We start from the raw sequence: 17182 nt of genomic DNA on the forward strand, positions 1-17182 counted from the left end.
GTCAGTTCCCCTCCGTCGTGGAGATGTTGTTCTGGGGGTTCAGCGGGTCGATCCCCGCCGCGCGGAATTCCCGCGCCACGTGTTCCTCCAGGGAGCCCTCCGGGGAGTCCCCCTGTCGGCCGTCGGCCGCCACGGCGTGGTCGACCAGGGCCGTGGCCAGCGCGAAGCTGCGGTGCTGCCCGAAGCTCATGCCGCTCTGGCCCGGCCGCGGGTCGCGCGGGTCCCACGCGGCGGCCACGCCCGGCGCGAGGCGTTCGGTGAACAGCGAGGTGTCCGCGCCCCGTCCGGGCAGGTCCCGGACCGCCTCGACCACGGCCCGCTCGCCCGGCTCGTGGTCGCCGTGCAGGTAGACGACGAGACCGTCGCGGCGCGGGAAGTCGTCCGGGTCGGACAGCGCCTTCGCGTGGTACAGCGCGCCCGCACCCTCCAGGGCGGCGAGCGTGGCCGCCCACAGGCCGGCCGCGGCGTCCCCGTCCAGGGCGTGCAGGAAGAGCCGGCGGATCGGCCCGGCCGGGCGGGGCAGGGCGCGCGAGCCCATCACGTAGAAGAAGCCGGGCGACAGGGCGGGCCGGGCGGCCTCCAGTGCCAGTTCCACGATGTCCCCGGGCCGCGGCCCGTCCCCGTCCCCGGACCCTGACCCGGCCCCGATGAGCCGGTCGGCGGGTACCCGGGCGGTGATGTCCGGGAGGCGTACGAGGAGCTGGTCGCCGCCCTCCCGGCGCAGCACCTCGATCAGCCGGGCCCGGGTCGGGGTCCAGGCGTGCGGGACCCCGGCCGCCAGCCGCTCCTCCAGGCCCGCGTCGCGCAGGCTGCGCCGGGGCGCGCCGCCGGACTCCCGGCGGTGCTCGCCGTTGCCCGCGTGGAACTCCTCGTACAGCGCGTTGGACAGGCGCCCGCGCAGGTCGCGGGGGCTCTCGGCGGTGAACTCGCGTCCGGCGACCGTGGCGTGGAGCCCGTCGGCCCGTACGGAGACCAGGTCGAGGGCGGCGGCCAGCCTCGGGGCGAGGACGCGCGTGGCGGTGAGGGTCATCGGGAGCTCCCGGAAGGAGTGTCGAGCCGCAGCGTGGCGACGGCTCCGGACGGGTTGAGCAGCAGGACCCGTCCGATGCCGGCCGCCGCGCGGGCGACGGGGCTGAGGACGGCGTGCGCCTGGGCGGTGGCGATCAGCCGGTCGTACATGTGCCAGCCGGCGAAGCCGACGGCCCGCTCGGCCAGTCCGGCGTCGGGGGCCCGGCATTCGAGGTAGCCCTGCCAGAAGGCGGCGATGCGCGGGGTGTGACGGCGCAGGCTGGCCGAGCCGCGCCCGACGATCTCCTCGTGGGTGAGGTCGAAGCCGAGGACGGGGGCCGCCGCGCCCGGGTCGCCGGTCGGGGCGAAGACGGAGTAGGTGGCCTGGAAGAGCCACTCGCCGATGAACGCGCCGACGTCGCGCGCCGGGTCGGCGATCCGGAACTCCTCCCAGTCGCACAGGTAGAGCGTGCCCTCGTGGTGGATGAACTGGTCGAAGCGCAGGTCGCAGTGGGCGGGGGTGCGCGGCGAGGCCTGTTCCCGCGCGCGCAGCAGGTGCAGCGCGGCGACGACCTCGGCGTCGTCCTGGACCAGCTTCCAGGCGGCGATCTGCGCCATGCTGCGGTCGGGCAGGGCGCTCCAGGGGAAGCCCTCCAGCCAGGCCAGGGGCGGCAGCGGCGCCTCGCCGGTGTCCACGCCCGCGCCGTCCGCGTCCAGTGCGTGGAGGGTGGCGACGGCGCGTCCGGCCTCGCGGCACATCTCCTCGTCGAAGCCGCCGTCCAGGGCGACCTCGGAGCCGGAACGGGCGCCGGGCAGCAGGCGGTAGGCGTTGAGGGCGGCGCCCTCGTGGGCGCCGAGGTGGGCGGGGGAGCGGAGCGGGGAGCCGGCGGGCAGCCGGCCGGAGAGGGCCTCGTAGGCGAGGGTGCGGTCGAGTTCGGGGCTGCTGCCGTCGGGGGCGCGGGCGACCGTCTTGACGAAGACCTGGTCTCCGCTGGTCGTCGTACCCGCCCAGTTGTCGTTGCGGCCGCCGAAGGCGGTGAGTCCGTCCGGGACGAAGCTGCCGAGGCCCAGCCGGTCCAGCAGTTCGGCCACCTCGGGAACGGTGTCCAGTTCCGTGGGCTGGTACCGCAGCAGCGCGGGCTGCCGCTCGGTCGGGGTCGCTGTAGTCATGACACTCCCTGGGGGACCGCTCTGCGGCCCTCCTCGTCGATCAGCTCGGCGGTAAAGGCGATGTAGCCCAGGAGTTCGTCGTCCCACCCCCGGTAGGTCGCGAAGTCCTGCATGTGTGTGACGACCCGCAGGACGGCGGACCGTCCGACGAGCACCGGGTCGGGGCCGGGCCCGTAGGCGTCCAGCAGCAGCCGCTGGAGGCCGGCCGGGTTCTGGTGCGGGGTGGTCCAGGCCAGCTCCACGAGCTCGCCGAGCAGCCACCCCAGGTCCAGCTCGGGCCGCCCGACGGCCAGGTCCTCGCCGGTCAGCAGCGCCACCCGGCCCCGGCTCAGGGGCGGTACCAGCGCGCCGAGCGAGGCCCAGCCGTGGATCAGCGCCCGGCCGTCCTCGGGGTGCGGGGCCGCCGCGAGGTCCGGGGCGAGGTCGTCCGCCCAGCCGAGCAGCCGCTCCATCCGATCCGGGCCCCAGCAGGCCAGAGCCCGTTCGCGCAGCTCACCGCTCCCGTGGGCCCAGTCCCGCAGCCGGCCCAGCCCCGGCGGGGCACCGAGCGGCGGCTCCCCGGGCGGGGGAGCCGGTACGGCGTGCAGCGCGCGCAGGGCGCGGGCCGCCGAAGCCAGGGAATGGGCCACGAGCGCACGGGCCTGGGGCCGGAAGTCCCGCAGCCAGGCCGCGGCGGAGGCCGCCCCAGCGACCCGGTGCAGCAGACCCGCTCCGGCCCGTTCGGGGACCGTCAGCAGCGCCGCGCCGGTGTCGTCGGGGAGCCGGGGCACCAGGTGCGCGGCGGGCGCGAGCAGCGGTCCGCGCACCTGCGCGCCCGGCCCCTGCCACCACAGGAAGCCGCCGTCGGGCGCGCGCAGCACCCGGGTGGTCTGGAGCTCCGTCCCGTACTCCGCGACCACGTCGGGGCCGGACGGCTCGGGGAGCGCCGGGGCCGGGGCGGTAGTGGCGGTCGCGGCGGTCACGGGCCGGTCCCCTTCGCGCGGCCGCCGCCGGACCGGGCGAGGCAGAGGTCGTACAGCTCGTTGAGCGGCGCGGAGCCGCCGTCCTCCAGCTCTCCCGTACTGGCGCTCACCGCGGGGACCGTGGGCGCGAGGACCACCCCGGGCCGGTTCCGCAGCACGTCCAGGTGGCCCCGTACGACGGGGCTCTTGTGCGCGGCGGGCGGCAGGGACGGGGCGACGCCCACGAGGGCGCCGGTGGACTGGAGGGCGAGCAGCAGGGGGGTGTCGGTGATGCCGAGGGCGAGGCGGCTCACGAAATGCAGGGTGGCCGGGTGCACCAGTACGAGATCGGCCCAGCGCGCCAGTTCGACGTGGGGTACGTCGACTCCGGAGAATTCGCTCCAGTCGTCGATGAACACCGCCTTGCCGGACAGCACGGCGAGCGCGTCGGCGGACACGAAACGCAAGGCCGAACGGGTCAGCGCGACACGGATCTCGTCCTCCGGGTGCGCATTGCCCATCCAGTTGATCCAGAAGGGGAGAAAGGCCACCCCGAGGGCGCCGGTTCCCACGATGAGCACACGCCGCGGTCCGGCGTCCGGAACGTCCATGTCTCCTCCTCTCGGGCTGCTACGGGGCGCGCGGACCCGGAGGTCACGACGCGCCGGGGCCGGCCGGCCGCCCCGCGGCGGACTGCGCCGCGGTGGACCGGCCGGTCCCCGATGTCACGCTGCGATCAGCACTTCTTCTCGACGGTCTTCGCCGCGAGCGAGCCGAGGGCGGCGGCGCAGGCCTGCGAGGAGCGGGCGGAGATGACGGTGGCCTGGATCGCCCACGGCACGGTGGGGCTGAAGGCCGGACCGGCGGTGGCGCCGTCGTGCAGGCCCAGCTCCTCGGCGGAGGTGTAGGCGGTGTAGCCGTCGAACAGGTCCTTCTCGGTGACGTTCTGCATGGTGTGATCCCTACTGCGTGGGGTGGATGACGCCGGCCCGGTCGGCCGGCGGCGGTGCGGTCGTACGGTCGTGCGGTCCTGCCGAGGGGCAGTGATCAGCACTTCTTCTCGACGGTCTTCGCGGCGAGCGAGCCGAGGGCGGCGGCGCAGGCCTGGGAGGAGCGGGCGGAGATGACGGTGGCCTGGATCGCCCACGGCACGGTGGGGCTGAAGGCCGGACCGGCGGTGGCGCCGTCGTGCAGGCCCAGCTCCTCGGCGGAGGTGTAGGCGGTGTAGCCGTCGAACAGGTCCTTCTCGGTGACGTTCTGCATGGGAAAACTCCTCGGCATGCGCAGATGGAATTCCGGACCCGCCGGAGCGGCGGCCGGTGTCCGCTGGGGACAGACCGATATTGACCCGCCGTCCAGGGGCCGCACCATTGCCACTTGCGGCATTGACCACTCCGCCAACTCCGCATGCGGCAGCGGTGGTTCGCTTTTCGCAGCCGCCGTTCCGGCATTGCCGCAAGAGACAATTTCCCGCGCGCGCGGGAAGCATTAGAAATACGTGTGTGAACACATCTGACGCAGAACAGCCCAAGGCTGAGCGGCCCGCGCTGCGCGCGCTGCTCTCGTACGCGCGGCCGCACCGCGGTGTTCTATCGGTGGTGCTGCTGCTGACCCTGCTCGCCAGCGCCGCCGGCCTCGCCCAGCCGATGGTCATCCAGACGGTCCTGGGCAATCTGATGACCGGCGCCGGCCTGCGCGACGAACTCCTGCTGCTGATCGGCCTGCTGCTCCTGTCCATCGCGCTCATGTGGGGGCAGGCCTGGCTGAGCGAACGCACCGCCGAGCGCGTGGTCCTCCACGTACGGCGCGGCCTCATCTCCCGTCTGATCCGGCTGCGGACCAGCGAGCTGGACCGCACCGAACCGGGCGGCCTGACCACCCGGGTGACCTCCGACAGCACCCTGGTGCAGCACGCCGCCACCGGCGGGCTCATCCAGATCGTCGACGGCTCGATCCACCTGCTGGCGACGATCGTGCTGATGGGCGTCACGAGCCTGCCCCTGCTCGGCATCACCTCGGTGGTCCTGCTGGTCGTCGGGGTCGCCATGGGCGTGGTCATGCCGCGCATCCGCCAGGTCACCACCCAGGCCCAGGAGTCCGTCGGCGCGATCGGCGCCGCCCTGGACCGCGCGCTGGGAGCCGCCCGTACGGTCAAGGCGAACGGCGGCGAGGCCAAGGAGACCGGGCGCGCCGACGCCGCCGCCGAGCGGGCGTACCGCGCCGGGCTGGTGGGGGCCCGGTACCAGGCGATGATCGCGGTGCTCGCGGGGCTGGTCGTCCAGGCGTCCTTCCTCGCCGTGATCGGCTTCGGCGGGGCGCTCGTCGCCACCAGGTCGCTGGACCTCGCCGCGCTGATCGGCTTCCTGCTCTACCTGTTCAACCTGGGCGGGCCCATCCTGTCGCTGGTCTCCGGGACCACGGCCCTCCAGCAGGGCCTCGGCGCCCTCGCCCGGATCGAGGAGGTCCAGGGGATGGAGATCGAGGAGGACGTGGACCTGACGCCGGCGCAGCCCTCCGGTCCGCCGCCGGAAGTGGTGGTGGAGGGGCTGGAGTTCGCCTACCAGGGCCGTACGCCTACCTTGAAGGGGACCAGTTTCACCGCGCCGGCCGGCGCGATCACCGCGATCATCGGTTCCTCCGGATCGGGAAAGACCACGGTGTTCTCTCTGATCCAGCGCTTCTACGAGACGGACGCGGGCAGCATCCGCCTCGACGGGACGGACATCCGCTCCCTGAGCCGGGCCGACCTGCGCCGCCGTATCGCCTACGTCGAACAGGACTCCCCGATGCTCGCGGGAACCCTGCGCGAGAACCTCCTCTACTCGGCCCCCGACGCCACCGACGAGGCCGTCGCCGAGGTGCTCCGCAAGACCCTGCTCGACGAGTTCGTCGCGGGACTCCCGGACGGGCTCGACACGGAGGTCGGCTCCCGCGGCCTCGCCCTCTCCGGGGGTGAGCGCCAGCGCCTGGCCATCGCGCGGGCGTTGCTCCGCGAGCCGCAGGTGCTGCTGCTGGACGAGGTCACGGCCCATCTCGACGGACTCAGCGAGATCGCCCTGCGCAAGACGGTCGAGCAGGCCGCCGAGAACTGCACGGTCCTGCTGATCGCGCACCGGCTGTCCACGGTGACCACCGCCGACCGGCTGATCCTCTTCGACGACGGCCGGGTCCGCGACCACGGCCCGCACGGGGAGCTGCTGCAGCGCAACGACCTCTACCGCGAACTGGCCGCGACCCAGCTGGCCTCCGCCCGCTGAGCGGCCGCCTCACCCGCCTCACCCGCCCCACCCGCCTCACCCGCACCGAAGGACCTGACGCATGAACGACTCGGACCGGAACCCGACCCCCATCGAGGACACCCGCTTCGGCGGCATCACCGTCCGCCAGGACGGCCAGGACCGCCTGGAGGTCGAGGGCGAGGGGATCCCCCACGTGGTCCTGGAACGCAAGCCCGGGTCGGAAGTGGACCCGCAGACCGCCATAGGCACCCGCGACCCCGCCTTCCTCACCCTGTGGATCGACGGCCGGGAAGCCGAACTGAAGCCGGCCCAGGGCCGGCTGAGCCGGCGTTCGTACCGGGTGGACGTGGAGTTCGAGGGGGTGGACTACCGGCTGGTCCCGGACTCGGTCCCCAGCAGCCGGCTGACCCGCGACGGCGTGCACATCGGGGACTTCTCCTCGGACGGCGACGAGCTGGTCATCGCGGAGTGGCGGGAGGACGCCGAGGCCCGGCCGCTCGACGCGGCGGTCGGCTACGCCCTGGCATCGGCCTTCGGCACCGGCGGCCAGCCCATGTGGATGATGATCGTGGACGGCGTGAGCAGCGCGCTGCCCTAGACCGCGCCCCGGCCCGCGCACACGAGGGAGAGGCCCCGTCCGGTCCGTCCGGACGGGGCCTCTCCCTTGCGCTGTCAGGCCGCGCTGCGCTGCTGCGTCGTCTCCAGGTCCTTGATGTCGTCGGCGTAGAGGTGGGCGACGATCGCCGCCTCGAACCGCGACTTCAGCCGGAGCTTGCGCACGATGCTGGCGGTGTGCGCGCGGATCGTGCGCTCCGCGATGCCGAGGTGCCGTGCGAGGCGGCGGTTCTGTTCCCCGGAGGCCAGCAGCAGGAGCACTTCCACCTCACGGCCCGTGAGGCAGGAGAAGTCCAGTGGGTGGTTTTCGGTCAATGGCTTCAAAGCAACTTCCCCCGTTGAATGTTCATGATTCATGTCACCTTCGGCCGCTACGCCGGAGTTCGTTTTTTACCTAGGCATTACCCTGCATTACCGGTACGTAAGACTGCCCGGCACCTGACCCGTGCCCGGCAGCGATCGATCGCACGGTCTACGGGGGTAGATGTGAACGGAACCAGTCTGCGCATACTCGGACTCACCACCACAGAGGAACGGATATACCGCCACTTCCTACGTAATCCCGCCACCTTGGGCGAGGACATCCACGTCCTCCTCCACGTGCCCCGGGAGGAAGCCGAGACGGCCCAGGAACGGCTGTTCCGGCTCGGCCTGCTCCAGGGCGACCCGGCGGCGGTCCTCGCCACCGATCCGGAGACGGCCGTGGGCCGGCTCACCGATCTCCAGCTGCGGGTCCTGCACGAACAGCTCCAGCAGGTCACCCAGTCCCGCCACCTGGTGGCGGACCTGAAGGCCGAGCAGGGCGCCAGGTCCCTCGCCCCGCAGGGGGTGGAGCGGCTGGAGGTGCTGTCCCAGATCCGCGACCGCATCGACGACCTGGCCTTCTTCGCCCGCGAGGAGATCCTGTCGGTGGAGCCCTACTCCGCGCTCACCCCCGACAACATCGCCCACGCGCGTCCCCTCGACACCCGGTGTCTGCGCCGGGGCGTCCGCGTCTGCAGCGTGGTCCGCAGGGAGGCCCTGGACCACCCGCCGACCGTCGCCTACCTGCGCGAACTCACGGCACAGGGCGCCTCGATCAGGGTCGCCGAAAGCTTCTCCGAGCGGATCCTCGTCTACGACCGGCAGACCGCCCTGGTGCCGGTCGACCCGGCGGACACCGCACGCGGCGCACTGGTCACCCAGCAGGCCGGTCTGGTGTCCAACATCCTGGCGCTCTTCGAGAAGATCTGGGACCGGGCCGTGGACCTGGCCGTACTCACCGGCGACGGATCCCACTCCATCGAGGTGCTCTCGGAGATCGAGCGCCGGGTGCTCGAAGAACTGTGCCGCGTGGGCAAGGACGAGACGGGCGCCCGGAACCTCGAAATCTCCGTCCGCACCTACCGTCGTCACGTCGCCGACGTCCTGCGCATCCTGGGTGCCAGCAGCCGTCCGCACGCCGCGCTGCTCGCGCGCGAGCGGGGCTGGATCTAGCGGCGGCCGGGCCCGGGCGCTACGGCCCTGCCGCGCGCCACCCGCGCAGCGAGTCCTCGCCGAGCACCCGGGCCAGCCACTTCCGGACCGCGTTCCCGTCGTCGGGCCCGGCACCGCCCGCGGCTGCGGAGACCACCAGCGTGATCCCGTCGGCGTCCAGCCGCTGCGCGCACGTCCAGTGCGGGGGCAGCAGTCCTACGAGCCGTACGACGGTGGTCTCCGCCGCCGCGGCCTCGGGTCCGGCTCTGACCAGGGCGACCTCGTACAGGTGCCGTTCCCTCATCGCGCCCTCACTGCCAGCCGTTGACGCAGACCGGCTTCGGCAGCGCCTTCGCGGCCGAGCGGTACGCGGACTGCGGCAGGAGGCCGGGCAGCGGGAGGGCATGCGACACCGAACAGACCTTCTCGGGCGCGCCCTGCTGCGGGGCCGCCGCGAAGGCCGGGGCAGGGCCCAGCATGACGAGGAGGGCGGTGGCGGGCACCAGCGCGACGCTGATCTTCTTGACGCTCATCGTGGTCTCCGTGGGGTGGAAGAGCGGTTGTCGTTCCGGCGGTCGGCCGGTGAGAACAACCTTGTCAGCGGGGCAGGGCCCCTTCCACGGAGATCGCTGTCAGCTTGTTGCACCCACGGCATCAGCTTCGTGCCAACGCCCGTCGCGGCTAGCGGTTGGACGCCACGATCATCCCCATGACGACCAGGGCCACCACGAACATCACGACGCAGCCGCACGCGGCACCGGACACGTCGTCGACGACACCCTTGGGCTTCGGCTGCGACCTCTGATGGTCCCGGATCCCCCGAGCCACCGCCCGCCTGATCTCGTCCTCGTCCACGCGAACCTTCCCCCGCCCCACACCCGTTGATCAACTCCCGGCAACCTACCCGCCGCAGGCGGGCGGCACGGCCCGCTGTCATCCGCGCCACTCGAACAGGACGAGCGTCGCGTCGTCCGAGGTGGTTTCGCCGCGTGCCCGCTTGAGGGTGTGGGAGAGCTCCCGGGCCACCGCGCGGACCCCGTGGTCGGCCAGTTCCAGCTGGTTCACCCAGTCGATCAGCTGCTCCTCGCCGAACTGCTCCTGCCCGCTCTCGTGCTCCTCGATCAGGCCGTCGGTGAAGCACAGGACGCGGTCGCCCGGCTCCAGGGCCACCGTGCTGACCTGCGGCTGGGCCCCTCCGAATCCGACGGGGAGGGTCGTGGGACTGTCCAGACGGCCTACGACGCGGTGCGCGCGGATCAGCATCGGCGCGGGATGTCCCGCGTTGACCCACTGGAGCCGCCCCGTGTCCGTGTCCAGGCGCATCATCTGGGCGGTCACGAAGTGGTCGGGGTCGAACTGCTCGGCGACGGCCCGGTCCATGAAGAGGTAGATCTCGGACAGCTCGATGCTGATCCGGCGGGCGTGCCGGTACGCGCCGATGGCCACCGTGGCCATCGTGGCCGCGTCCAGGCCGTGCCCCATGGCGTCGACCATGGCCAGGTGCAGGACGTCGCCGTTCAGGGCGTAGTCGAAGCTGTCCCCCGCCACGGCGTAGGCGGGCTCCAGGACCCCGGCGACCGCGACGCGCGGCATCACCATCGACAGCGGGGGCAGCAGGGACCACTGGATCTCCGCGGGGACGCTCATCGGTTCGCTGCGGCGGGTCCGGAAGAAGAGGTCGGTGTAGCCGTTCTTGGTCTGCAGCAGGTCGGCCGCCAGGCCCGCGATCCTGCGCAGGAGGCGGCGGGTGTCGTCGTCGATCCCGTCCAGGGTGACCGAGAGGACCCCCACCTGGTCGCCGCCGTCCAGCAGGGGCAGGTGCACCCGTACGCCGTCGGCCGTCGGGACCTCGACCGGGCGCGACTCCAGGAAGCACCGCCCGGCGTCGGAGCGGTCGATGGGCTGCGCGCCGCCGGCGGCCACGCCGCCGTCGGCGTCCAGGGGGACCAGCTGCTGCAGTCCGTAGTCCTGGAGCAGGATCTGCGGTTCGCGGCCCCCCAACCGGGCCACCGTCGTGGCGACGAGCGGCCCGACCATGTGCGGCGGCAGCTCGTGCGCCCGGTCCAGGAGCAGCCCGAGCAGTTCCTCCCCGAAACTCTCCGAAAGGTCCGGGTCCCCGCGCCCTCCGACGGTCATCCTGTTGCCTCCAACCGGGCGGCGGGCCGGCGTCCGGGCTGCACGGGCGGCGTGGCCTCCAGGATGCTCCCCGGCGAACGGGCACGCCACACGGTGCGTCCGGCGTGCGCGTCGCCCACAGGGGCCGATGATGGGAGTACGGCCTCACACGCGGAGCTGACCATGACGGGTTGGCATGTCAGGGACTACACCCCGGACGATCTCGAAGCGGTGATCCGGGTCGACGCGGAGAGCGGTACGGCCGACGAGCCACCCCTCTTCCCGCTGTCGGACGCGGTGGCGGCCCTCCAGGCCCTCCATCCGGCGGTGGTGGCCGCCGCGGACGAGGTGGTGGTCGGCGCCGCGGTGAGCAGGGTGGAGGGCGACCGTGCGTGGATCCTGCGCATCTGCATGGCCCCCGCCTGGCGGCACCAGGGGCTGGGCAGCGACCTGATCACGGCCCTGGAGCACCGGCTGTTCGCCGGTGGCGTCCGAACCGTGCACGCGGTCCTGCCCGACGGCGAGACCGGCGCCACCGCCCTGCACGACTGCGGCTTCGACGCCCGTCCGGGTCTGGTCTTCTTCGAGAAGCGCGCACGGGTGACCCCGCAGGCGGTCAGCATGCTCGCGTCGCTCGGAGCGGAGCTGCCGCCCGGGGGACTGTGGCAGAAGGTCGCGGGCATGCAGAAGGAGAAGGAGCTCATCGAGCGGCGCCTGGTCCTGCCCCTGGCCCATCCCGAGATGGCCGCCCGGCACGGAGTGGAGCTGCCGCGGGCGGTGATGCTGTTCGGGCCGCCCGGGACGGGCAAGAGCACGTTCGCGCACGCGATCGCCAGCCGTCTGGGATGGCCGTTCCTCGAACTGTTCCCCGCCCGGCTGGCCGCCGAGTACGGGCTGGCCAGCGGGCTGAACCGGCGCTTCGACGAGATCGCCCGGCTCGACCACGTCCTGGTCTTCATCGACGAGGTCGAGGAGATCGCGGGGACCCGCAGCGGTGCGGACGCGACCGCGGTCGGCGTCGTCAACGAATTGCTCAAGGCGATCGTCCGGTTCCGGGGCCAGGACGGGCGGCTGCTCGTCTGCGCCACGAACGACGTGACCACCCTCGACTCCGCTTTCCTGCGGCACGGCCGGTTCGACTACGTGCTGCCGATCGGCCCGCCCGACGACCGCGCGAGGACCGCGCTGTGGGAGAGCTACCTGACCAGAGCGGGCGCGGAAGCCGACAGCACGGCCCTGGCATCGGCCAGCGAGGGGTTCACCCCCGCCGACATCGCCCATGTGGCGCGCACCGTCTCCCAGGTCCAGTTCGAGCGCACCATCGACACCGGAGCCCGGGCCCGCCCCACCACCGAGGACTACCTGCGCACGATCCACGGCACCAGACCCACGGTCAGCGCCGCCATGTCCCAGGAATTCGCCCTCCAGACGGAGGAGTTCGCCCGCGTCTAGACCGCGGCTCCGCTAGACCGCCCCTTCCTCCTCTTCCTCCTCGGCCTCCATGTGCCGGATTCCCTCGTGGGTGAGGGTGACCATCGCGGGGGTGTTGCCCGGTTCCCAGTCGACGGTGATCAGCCCTTCGCCCGCCAGGTAGGTGCAGGCCGCGGCCAGGTCCTGTTCCGGTATGCGCAGGTCGCTGCGCAACTGCGCTCCGGTGATGCCGAGGAGGCGGTTGCCCTCGACGGCTTCGTACAGGACCCGGAGCACCTGTGCGCGGTAGGTCTTGCGTTCGCGCAGTGTGGCCATGACCGCGTCCTCTCGCGTGCGCCGACGGTTGCGTGTGCCGTGGGGCCCCGCCCGCTCACCTCCAGCCGTTCGCGGACAGCGGGAGGGAGCTTCGTCCCATCGCGTCCCCGAACGGGGACATGCAGGCCCCGCCCTCGGCCTCCCAGGTGGCTTCCCGGCGCGCGGCATCGCGGATGCCGCGCCCGATGACCGCTTCGTTGGCCATGAGCACGCCCGCGGTGAGGACGCTGCCGGGGATCGCCGCGGCGGCCATCAGGCGGGCCGCGGCCGCGGGTGCGGTCTCGGGCGGGATGACCAGGAGGTCCCAGCGGCCGACGGTGTACGAGAGCAGGATCAGCTTGTCGGGGTCCTGTTCGGTGAACCAGCCCACGTGCAGTACCCGCCCGTCCATGGCCACCGTGTGCGGTACGACGGGCCAGCGGGTGGGATTCACGGTGACACGGGTGATGCGCCCCCAGCGCTCCTCCAGGGCGGCGGCGAGCGGCGGGAGCTCGGCTTCGAGGTCGCGGGAGCAGGGCCACCAGGCCCCGTCCAGCTGGCCGGCGAGCGTGGTCTTCGGGGTGAGGGACAAGCGGGCCGGGACTGCGGCGAGGTCGCGGGGCGCGGTCCGGTCGAGGGTGGTGGTCATGATGCGGACCTGCCCCCGGACTGCCCGTCGGCAGTCCGGTCTTTAGGCGATCGCCGGAAACGACACCCGCGTGAAAGCCGGTGTGCGAAGTACTCCCGGTGCTTTCACTGTACGCCTGTTCGACTGGGTTTGGCCGTTCTGACCAGGTATTTTCCGGCAGGCGGTGGAGTGGGCGGTGGGCGTAGTGTGAAGGGACCACAGGTCCCCCTGGACGGGTGAACCCACATGGCCGACTCAGACAGCCCCCCTACACCCCCACTGCTCCTGCCGGATGCGATCCACCGTGCGTTCCGGCCCGGGGCGGCCGTACTCCGGCTGGAGACGACGCGGTCCCGGGAGGGGCTCCTCGACGGCGCTTGGTGGCCGCGCACCCGCGACATCGGCACCGAGCTTCCGGCGCTGATCAGAGTGCTGACCGGGCATCTCGGCCCGATCACCCGCGTGGGCGTGGACGCCTCCGCCTGGAACGGAGTCCCCACCCGCCTGGTCGTCGACGGCCAGGTCGTGCACCTCGACTCCGACCCGGTCGGCGACGACACCGTCCTCGTCACCCGTGGCCACAACGACCTCTTCGCCTTCCTGGTGGTTCCCCCGGACACCACCGCCGACGCCGCCCGGGAAGCGATGGCCCGCGCCGTCCGCGCCGACAACATCACGCAGGCCGCCCAGCTCCTCGTCGCCACCACACCCGAGCCCGGCGACGGCGCCGCCGATCCGGCAGGCTGACCTGGAGGCCCCGGCGCGCGCTGCGCCGGTCAGAGCCCCTCGTCGTGCAGGTCCTCTTCGCGCAGCAGGTCGTCCTCGCGGCGGCGCGCGCCCTTCTTCTGCCCGGGCTTCCCTTCCTGTTCACGGGACTGCCTGCCCGGCCGGGGCTGCGCGGGGTCTCCGGGGCGATGGTGCTCCTGAGCCTCGCGGCCCGTGCCCTTGCCCGGCTCCTGACGCTTGTCCTGCGTACCGTCCATGGCGGTGCTCCTCTTGATGCGTGGGGGTACGGACTCCTCTCGGATCACGCTGCCACGCACGTCGGAGGTGCGCATGACGGCGACTGCGGAGCGGGGCACGTCACGGCTGCCTCCGGAGCCTGGCATATTGCGCAGAATTCTGTACCGGCTTGCGCTTCGGGCGGGAATTCCCTGCGGATTCCGCAATTCACGCGGATGGGGCGTCGATGTGAGGATATTCCAATTCTTGTTATGCGAACCTGAAAATGTGGCCGGGTTAAGTTGTCGCCGTTCGCGACACGACGAAAAAGCGGATCAAGTCGACCGGACCATGGCAATCTGCTCGCCTGTGCAAGGTTTTTCGAGCGGAGGCGCGCGTCCTGTGAGCGGCACTGTCAATCCCACCGTCAGCAGGCGCCGACTGGGGTCGGAGCTACGTCGGCTCCGGGAGATCAGCGGTATGACGACGCAGCAGGTGGCGGAACGCCTGCTGATCTCCCAGCCCAAGATCAGTCTGCTGGAGAACGGCCGCCGCCTCGCCAAGCCGCGCGATGTGCGCGATCTCTGCGGGTTGTACGGAGTCAAGGATCAGCGGCGCGTCGATCACCTGATGCAGTTGTCCCGGGAGTCGGGTCAGCAGGGCTGGTGGAACTCCTACGGTGACATCCCGTACGGCCCCTACATCGGCCTGGAGGCCGAGGCGGCCTCGATCCGGCTCTACGAACCGTCGGTGATCCCCGGCCTGCTGCAGACTTCCGCCTATGCCCGGGCGGTCATCGCAGGAACGATCCCTCATGTCACGGCCGAACAGGCCGGCGCACGCCTCCAGGTGCGGCTGCGGCGCCAGGACCGGCTGGGAGCCCCGCGCGACCCGCTGCGTCTCTGGGCCGTCCTGGACGAATCGGCGCTGCGGCGCGTCGTGGGCAGCCGAGGGGTCATGCGCGAGCAGCTGGGCCATCTGACCCGTCTCGGTGCCCAGCCGCACATCACCGTGCAGGTTCTCCCCCATGGCGTGGGCGCGCACCCGGGTGTCTCGGGACAGTTCTCGCTGCTGGAGTTCGCCGACGCCGCCGATATGAGCGTGGTGTATCTGGAAAGGTTCACCAGCGACGTTTATCTGGAGAAACGTTCCGACGTTCGGCTCTACCGCGATATGTATGCGCACTTGCAGGCCCGGGCGCTGAGCCCGGACAACACCCGGCATTTCATCGACGAAGCCATCAACTCCTACGCCGGCCCGGAATGACCCGCCCTTCGCCGGCCGGGACGACGGCATTGCCGCCCGGCGCGTCCGTGAATCCGAATTGATCACTTGCGAGCGCCACTGAGCCCCTGGACGATGTGTCCAGGGGCTCAGCCGCCGAACGGCGGACGTGACGTCCTACGCGCTTGACCGAGCTCCAGCCCCTGCCGCCGATGCGTACGCGGCCATCGGTGACGGGAGGGCGAAGCGATCGACGATCGGGCCGAGTGCCCGACACCGATGGGTCAGGGGCGTGAGGCGGTCACGCCTGCGATGGGCTACTCCTGTCGCGTTGTCGTACCTCGCCGCATCCTCCTCCTGGTGAAGATGACCGAGCCTCCGACGAATGCCAGCGCTGCCGCGGAGGCGGCCGCGATGCCGGTCCCGCTGCTTGATCCGGCCCCCGCCGGCTGCTGGCTGGTGGCGGCGCTCACGTGGGCGAAGTTGACGGTCTTGGCCGCGTGGCCGGGACCCGCGTGGCCGGGATCCTCGGCTTGCCCGTTCGGAAGGAAGTTGGCCCACGGCGGCTTGCCCCCGTCGTGGTCACCCTGACCGTTCTCGCCCTCGCCCTCGTCCTGGTCGTGGTCGTGGTCGCCGGGCTCGTCCTTGTCGTGGCCGTGGTTGCCGTGCTCGTCCTTGTCGTGGCCGTGGTGCCCCTTGTCGCCCTTGTCGCCCTTGTCTCCACGAGGCCCCTTGGGTCCTGCGGGTCCGGTGGGTCCGACAGGCCCTGTGGGTCCTGCGGGTCCGGTCGGGCCAGGTGCGCCGGGTGCGCCGGGGCTGCCGGTCGGGCCGGGTGCGCCGGTCGGGCCAGGAGCGCCGGGAGCACCGGGAGCGCCAGGTGCGCCGGGGGCGCCAGGGCTGCCGGTCGGGCCGGGAGCGCCGGGTGCGCCGGGTGCGCCGGTCGGGCCGGGGGCGCCGGTCGGGCCGGGTGCGCCGGTCGGGCCAGGAGCGCCGGGAGCACCGGGAGCGCCAGGTGCGCCGGGAGCACCGTCGGCGCCAGGGGCGCCGGGGGCACCAGGTGCGCCGGGGTTACCAGGGGCGCCGGGAGCGCCAGGAGCGCCGGGGTTACCAGGTGCGCCGGGGGCACCAGGTGCGCCGGGGGCGCCGGGAGCACCAGGAGCGCCGGGGGCTCCGGGGCTGCCGGTCGGGCCGGGGCTGCCGGTCGGGCCGGGGCTGCCGGTCGGTCCGGGAGGTCCGCTCGGTCCGGGAGGTCCGCTCGGTCCGGGAGGTCCGCTCGGTCCGGGCGGACCAACGGCGCAGTCCGGCCTCGTAATGGTGTTGTTGTCCATGGTGACCGCGCCATTGCGCGCCAGGGCGCGGCCCTGGATCACGGCGCTGTTGTTCAGCGTGATGGACTGCAGGGCCAGGATGTTGCCCTTGAACTGGGTGGTCGTGTCGATGGTGGCGGAGCTGCCCACCTGCCAGAACACGTTGCAGGCACTTGCTCCGTTGATGAAGGCCACGACACTCGCCGGAGCCGTGGTCAGGGTCGAGGGGATCCGGAAGATGAAGACGGAGTTGGGGTCGTTCTGGCCGTCGAGTGTGACCGTTCCGGTGAGCTGCACGAACGACGGGGCGGTGTAGACGCCGGGCCCCAGCGTCAGTCCGCCGATCTCGGCCGCAGCGAGCACGGTCCCGGGTCCCCGTCCTGCCGCGTCGTCGTAGGCGACGACGAGGTCGGACTTCGCCTGGCCGGCAGCGGCGTTGGGGAACACGCGCTGCACCCCGTTGACGATGCCGGGCGGGAAGCCGGTCACCGAGGTGCCCGGGTATAGCCCCAGGTCGCCGTTGATGATGGTGGGGTTCGTGTTGGTGATCGTCGAACCGGCCAGAACCGCGTAACTGGTGGCGGTCCCCAGCCCCACGGTGGATTCCGCGGCGTGAGCGAGGTTCGGGACCAGGGCGGCCGACGCCACGAGCGCTGCGGGGAGCAGGGCGAAGGCTCCCCGTTTGAGCAGACTGCGTTGAGGGCTTGTGTCGGGTGGAGCCGACCGGATGACATCCAATGCCATGGCAGGACCTTTCTTGTTGCTTCGATCCCCAGTCCTCCCCGGGGAGGATTCCGAGCGCCCGCGACGGTG

21 protein-coding genes are annotated in these 17182 nt (G+C 72.2%); 6 read left to right on the top strand and 15 right to left on the bottom strand.

Annotation, left to right across the window (positions count from 1 at the left end; all coding sequences use genetic code 11):
* Window position 1: 1 nt before the first annotated feature.
* The 6 genes from SLAV_RS19890 to lxmA (SLAV_RS19915) form a co-directional block, all read right to left on the bottom strand.
* Window positions 2–1030 (bottom strand): T3SS effector HopA1 family protein, encoded by a 1029-nt coding sequence (locus tag SLAV_RS19890; RefSeq protein ID WP_051840194.1) that lies wholly within the window; start codon window positions 1028–1030, stop codon window positions 2–4.
* Window positions 1027–2178: a class V lanthionine synthetase subunit LxmK gene (lxmK, locus tag SLAV_RS19895; protein WP_030224889.1), complete on the bottom strand. Its 1152-nt coding sequence runs from the start codon at window positions 2176–2178 to the stop codon at window positions 1027–1029. Before lxmK ends, SLAV_RS19890 begins: the two co-directional genes overlap by 4 nt.
* Window positions 2175–3140: a hypothetical protein gene (locus SLAV_RS19900; RefSeq protein ID WP_234333364.1), complete on the bottom strand. Its 966-nt coding sequence runs from the start codon at window positions 3138–3140 to the stop codon at window positions 2175–2177. Before SLAV_RS19900 ends, lxmK begins: the two co-directional genes overlap by 4 nt.
* On the bottom strand, window positions 3137–3730 hold the full coding sequence (gene lxmD, locus SLAV_RS19905) for a peptide terminal cysteine decarboxylase LxmD (RefSeq protein WP_051840192.1): 594 nt from the start codon (window positions 3728–3730) through the stop codon (window positions 3137–3139). The genes SLAV_RS19900 and lxmD overlap by 4 nt, the downstream gene beginning before the upstream one ends.
* Before the next feature lie 125 nt (window positions 3731–3855).
* Entirely contained in the window at window positions 3856–4071 is a 216-nt protein-coding gene (gene lxmA, locus SLAV_RS19910; protein WP_100660920.1) for a lexapeptide family class V lantibiotic, read from the bottom strand.
* Between the two features lie 95 nt (window positions 4072–4166).
* Window positions 4167–4382: a lexapeptide family class V lantibiotic gene (gene lxmA / locus SLAV_RS19915; protein ID WP_100660920.1), complete on the bottom strand. Its 216-nt coding sequence runs from the start codon at window positions 4380–4382 to the stop codon at window positions 4167–4169.
* Window positions 4383–4621: 239 nt separating this feature from the next.
* Between lxmA (SLAV_RS19915) and SLAV_RS19920 the strand changes: the two genes are divergently transcribed.
* Complete coding sequence (locus tag SLAV_RS19920) at window positions 4622–6376, top strand: ABC transporter ATP-binding protein (RefSeq protein ID WP_030224886.1); 1755 nt, start codon at window positions 4622–4624, stop codon at window positions 6374–6376.
* A 61-nt stretch (window positions 6377–6437) separates the two neighbouring features.
* A complete protein-coding gene (locus SLAV_RS19925) occupies window positions 6438–6956 on the top strand; it encodes a hypothetical protein (protein ID WP_030224877.1) in 519 nt (172 codons plus the stop codon).
* Between the two features lie 74 nt (window positions 6957–7030).
* On the opposite strand, the gene SLAV_RS19930 is transcribed toward SLAV_RS19925, so the two are convergent.
* Window positions 7031–7297 carry a response regulator transcription factor gene (locus SLAV_RS19930; RefSeq protein ID WP_234333363.1) on the bottom strand — a complete coding sequence of 89 codons (267 nt, stop codon included), beginning with the start codon at window positions 7295–7297 and terminating at the stop codon, window positions 7031–7033.
* Between the two features lie 162 nt (window positions 7298–7459).
* Between SLAV_RS19930 and SLAV_RS19935 the strand changes: the two genes are divergently transcribed.
* Window positions 7460–8449, top strand: coding sequence for a helix-turn-helix transcriptional regulator (locus SLAV_RS19935; RefSeq protein ID WP_388099589.1), 990 nt, complete (start codon window positions 7460–7462; stop codon window positions 8447–8449).
* 19 nt (window positions 8450–8468) lie between these two features.
* On the opposite strand, the gene SLAV_RS19940 is transcribed toward SLAV_RS19935, so the two are convergent.
* The 4 genes from SLAV_RS19940 to SLAV_RS19950 all read right to left on the bottom strand — a co-directional run bounded on the left by SLAV_RS19940 (window position 8469) and on the right by SLAV_RS19950 (window position 10564).
* Window positions 8469–8732 (bottom strand): hypothetical protein, encoded by a 264-nt coding sequence (locus SLAV_RS19940; RefSeq protein WP_030224870.1) that lies wholly within the window; start codon window positions 8730–8732, stop codon window positions 8469–8471.
* A 7-nt stretch (window positions 8733–8739) separates the two neighbouring features.
* Complete coding sequence (locus tag SLAV_RS19945) at window positions 8740–8961, bottom strand: hypothetical protein (RefSeq protein WP_030224866.1); 222 nt, start codon at window positions 8959–8961, stop codon at window positions 8740–8742.
* Between the two features lie 148 nt (window positions 8962–9109).
* On the bottom strand, window positions 9110–9283 hold the full coding sequence (locus tag SLAV_RS41050) for a hypothetical protein (protein ID WP_158740434.1): 174 nt from the start codon (window positions 9281–9283) through the stop codon (window positions 9110–9112).
* A gap of 78 nt (window positions 9284–9361) precedes the next feature.
* Complete coding sequence (locus SLAV_RS19950) at window positions 9362–10564, bottom strand: PP2C family protein-serine/threonine phosphatase (protein WP_030224864.1); 1203 nt, start codon at window positions 10562–10564, stop codon at window positions 9362–9364.
* 162 nt (window positions 10565–10726) lie between these two features.
* On the opposite strand from SLAV_RS19950, the gene SLAV_RS19955 reads away from it, so the two are divergent.
* Window positions 10727–11995 (top strand): ATP-binding protein, encoded by a 1269-nt coding sequence (locus tag SLAV_RS19955; RefSeq protein ID WP_030224863.1) that lies wholly within the window; start codon window positions 10727–10729, stop codon window positions 11993–11995.
* A 12-nt stretch (window positions 11996–12007) separates the two neighbouring features.
* Here the strand turns inward: SLAV_RS19955 and SLAV_RS19960 are convergent, their stop codons facing one another.
* Window positions 12008–12289 (bottom strand): hypothetical protein, encoded by a 282-nt coding sequence (locus SLAV_RS19960; RefSeq protein WP_030224854.1) that lies wholly within the window; start codon window positions 12287–12289, stop codon window positions 12008–12010.
* Window positions 12290–12344: 55 nt separating this feature from the next.
* Complete coding sequence (locus SLAV_RS19965; RefSeq protein WP_030224853.1) at window positions 12345–12917, bottom strand: DUF5994 family protein; 573 nt, start codon at window positions 12915–12917, stop codon at window positions 12345–12347.
* Between the two features lie 225 nt (window positions 12918–13142).
* Between SLAV_RS19965 and SLAV_RS19970 the strand changes: the two genes are divergently transcribed.
* On the top strand, window positions 13143–13643 hold the full coding sequence (locus tag SLAV_RS19970) for a DUF5994 family protein (protein ID WP_030224850.1): 501 nt from the start codon (window positions 13143–13145) through the stop codon (window positions 13641–13643).
* Between the two features lie 29 nt (window positions 13644–13672).
* On the opposite strand, the gene SLAV_RS19975 is transcribed toward SLAV_RS19970, so the two are convergent.
* The gene (locus SLAV_RS19975; RefSeq protein WP_234333361.1) at window positions 13673–13879 is read right to left on the bottom strand and encodes a hypothetical protein; all 207 of its coding nucleotides are present in this window, start codon (window positions 13877–13879) and stop codon (window positions 13673–13675) included.
* Window positions 13880–14240: 361 nt separating this feature from the next.
* Here SLAV_RS19975 and SLAV_RS19980 point away from each other — a divergent pair, with 361 nt between their 5' ends.
* On the top strand, window positions 14241–15104 hold the full coding sequence (locus tag SLAV_RS19980; protein WP_030224843.1) for a helix-turn-helix domain-containing protein: 864 nt from the start codon (window positions 14241–14243) through the stop codon (window positions 15102–15104).
* A 275-nt stretch (window positions 15105–15379) separates the two neighbouring features.
* Here SLAV_RS19980 and SLAV_RS19985 read toward each other — a convergent pair whose 3' ends face one another.
* Window positions 15380–16966 (bottom strand): ice-binding family protein, encoded by a 1587-nt coding sequence (locus tag SLAV_RS19985; protein ID WP_234333359.1) that lies wholly within the window; start codon window positions 16964–16966, stop codon window positions 15380–15382.
* Window positions 16967–17182: the final 216 nt, after the last annotated feature.

The organism is Streptomyces lavendulae subsp. lavendulae (genome assembly GCF_002803845.1).
GTDB lineage: Bacteria > Actinomycetota > Actinomycetes > Streptomycetales > Streptomycetaceae > Streptomyces > Streptomyces lavendulae.

Excerpts from the sequence above, each read along its gene's own strand:
- SLAV_RS19890 (WP_051840194.1), bottom strand. The coding sequence starts at position 1,030 with ATGACCCTCACCGCCACGCGCGTCCTCGCCCCGAGGCTGGCCGCCGCC.
- lxmK (WP_030224889.1), bottom strand. The coding sequence starts at position 2,178 with ATGACTACAGCGACCCCGACCGAGCGGCAGCCCGCGCTGCTGCGGTAC.
- lxmD (WP_051840192.1), bottom strand. The coding sequence starts at position 3,730 with ATGGACGTTCCGGACGCCGGACCGCGGCGTGTGCTCATCGTGGGAACC.
- lxmA (WP_100660920.1), bottom strand. The coding sequence starts at position 4,071 with ATGCAGAACGTCACCGAGAAGGACCTGTTCGACGGCTACACCGCCTAC.
- lxmA (WP_100660920.1), bottom strand. The coding sequence starts at position 4,382 with ATGCAGAACGTCACCGAGAAGGACCTGTTCGACGGCTACACCGCCTAC.
- SLAV_RS19925 (WP_030224877.1), top strand. The coding sequence starts at position 6,438 with ATGAACGACTCGGACCGGAACCCGACCCCCATCGAGGACACCCGCTTC.
- SLAV_RS19940 (WP_030224870.1), bottom strand. The coding sequence starts at position 8,732 with ATGAGGGAACGGCACCTGTACGAGGTCGCCCTGGTCAGAGCCGGACCC.
- SLAV_RS19945 (WP_030224866.1), bottom strand. The coding sequence starts at position 8,961 with ATGAGCGTCAAGAAGATCAGCGTCGCGCTGGTGCCCGCCACCGCCCTC.
- SLAV_RS19950 (WP_030224864.1), bottom strand. The coding sequence starts at position 10,564 with ATGACCGTCGGAGGGCGCGGGGACCCGGACCTTTCGGAGAGTTTCGGG.
- SLAV_RS19955 (WP_030224863.1), top strand. The coding sequence starts at position 10,727 with ATGACGGGTTGGCATGTCAGGGACTACACCCCGGACGATCTCGAAGCG.
- SLAV_RS19960 (WP_030224854.1), bottom strand. The coding sequence starts at position 12,289 with ATGGCCACACTGCGCGAACGCAAGACCTACCGCGCACAGGTGCTCCGG.
- SLAV_RS19965 (WP_030224853.1), bottom strand. The coding sequence starts at position 12,917 with ATGACCACCACCCTCGACCGGACCGCGCCCCGCGACCTCGCCGCAGTC.
- SLAV_RS19970 (WP_030224850.1), top strand. The coding sequence starts at position 13,143 with ATGGCCGACTCAGACAGCCCCCCTACACCCCCACTGCTCCTGCCGGAT.
- SLAV_RS19975 (WP_234333361.1), bottom strand. The coding sequence starts at position 13,879 with ATGGACGGTACGCAGGACAAGCGTCAGGAGCCGGGCAAGGGCACGGGC.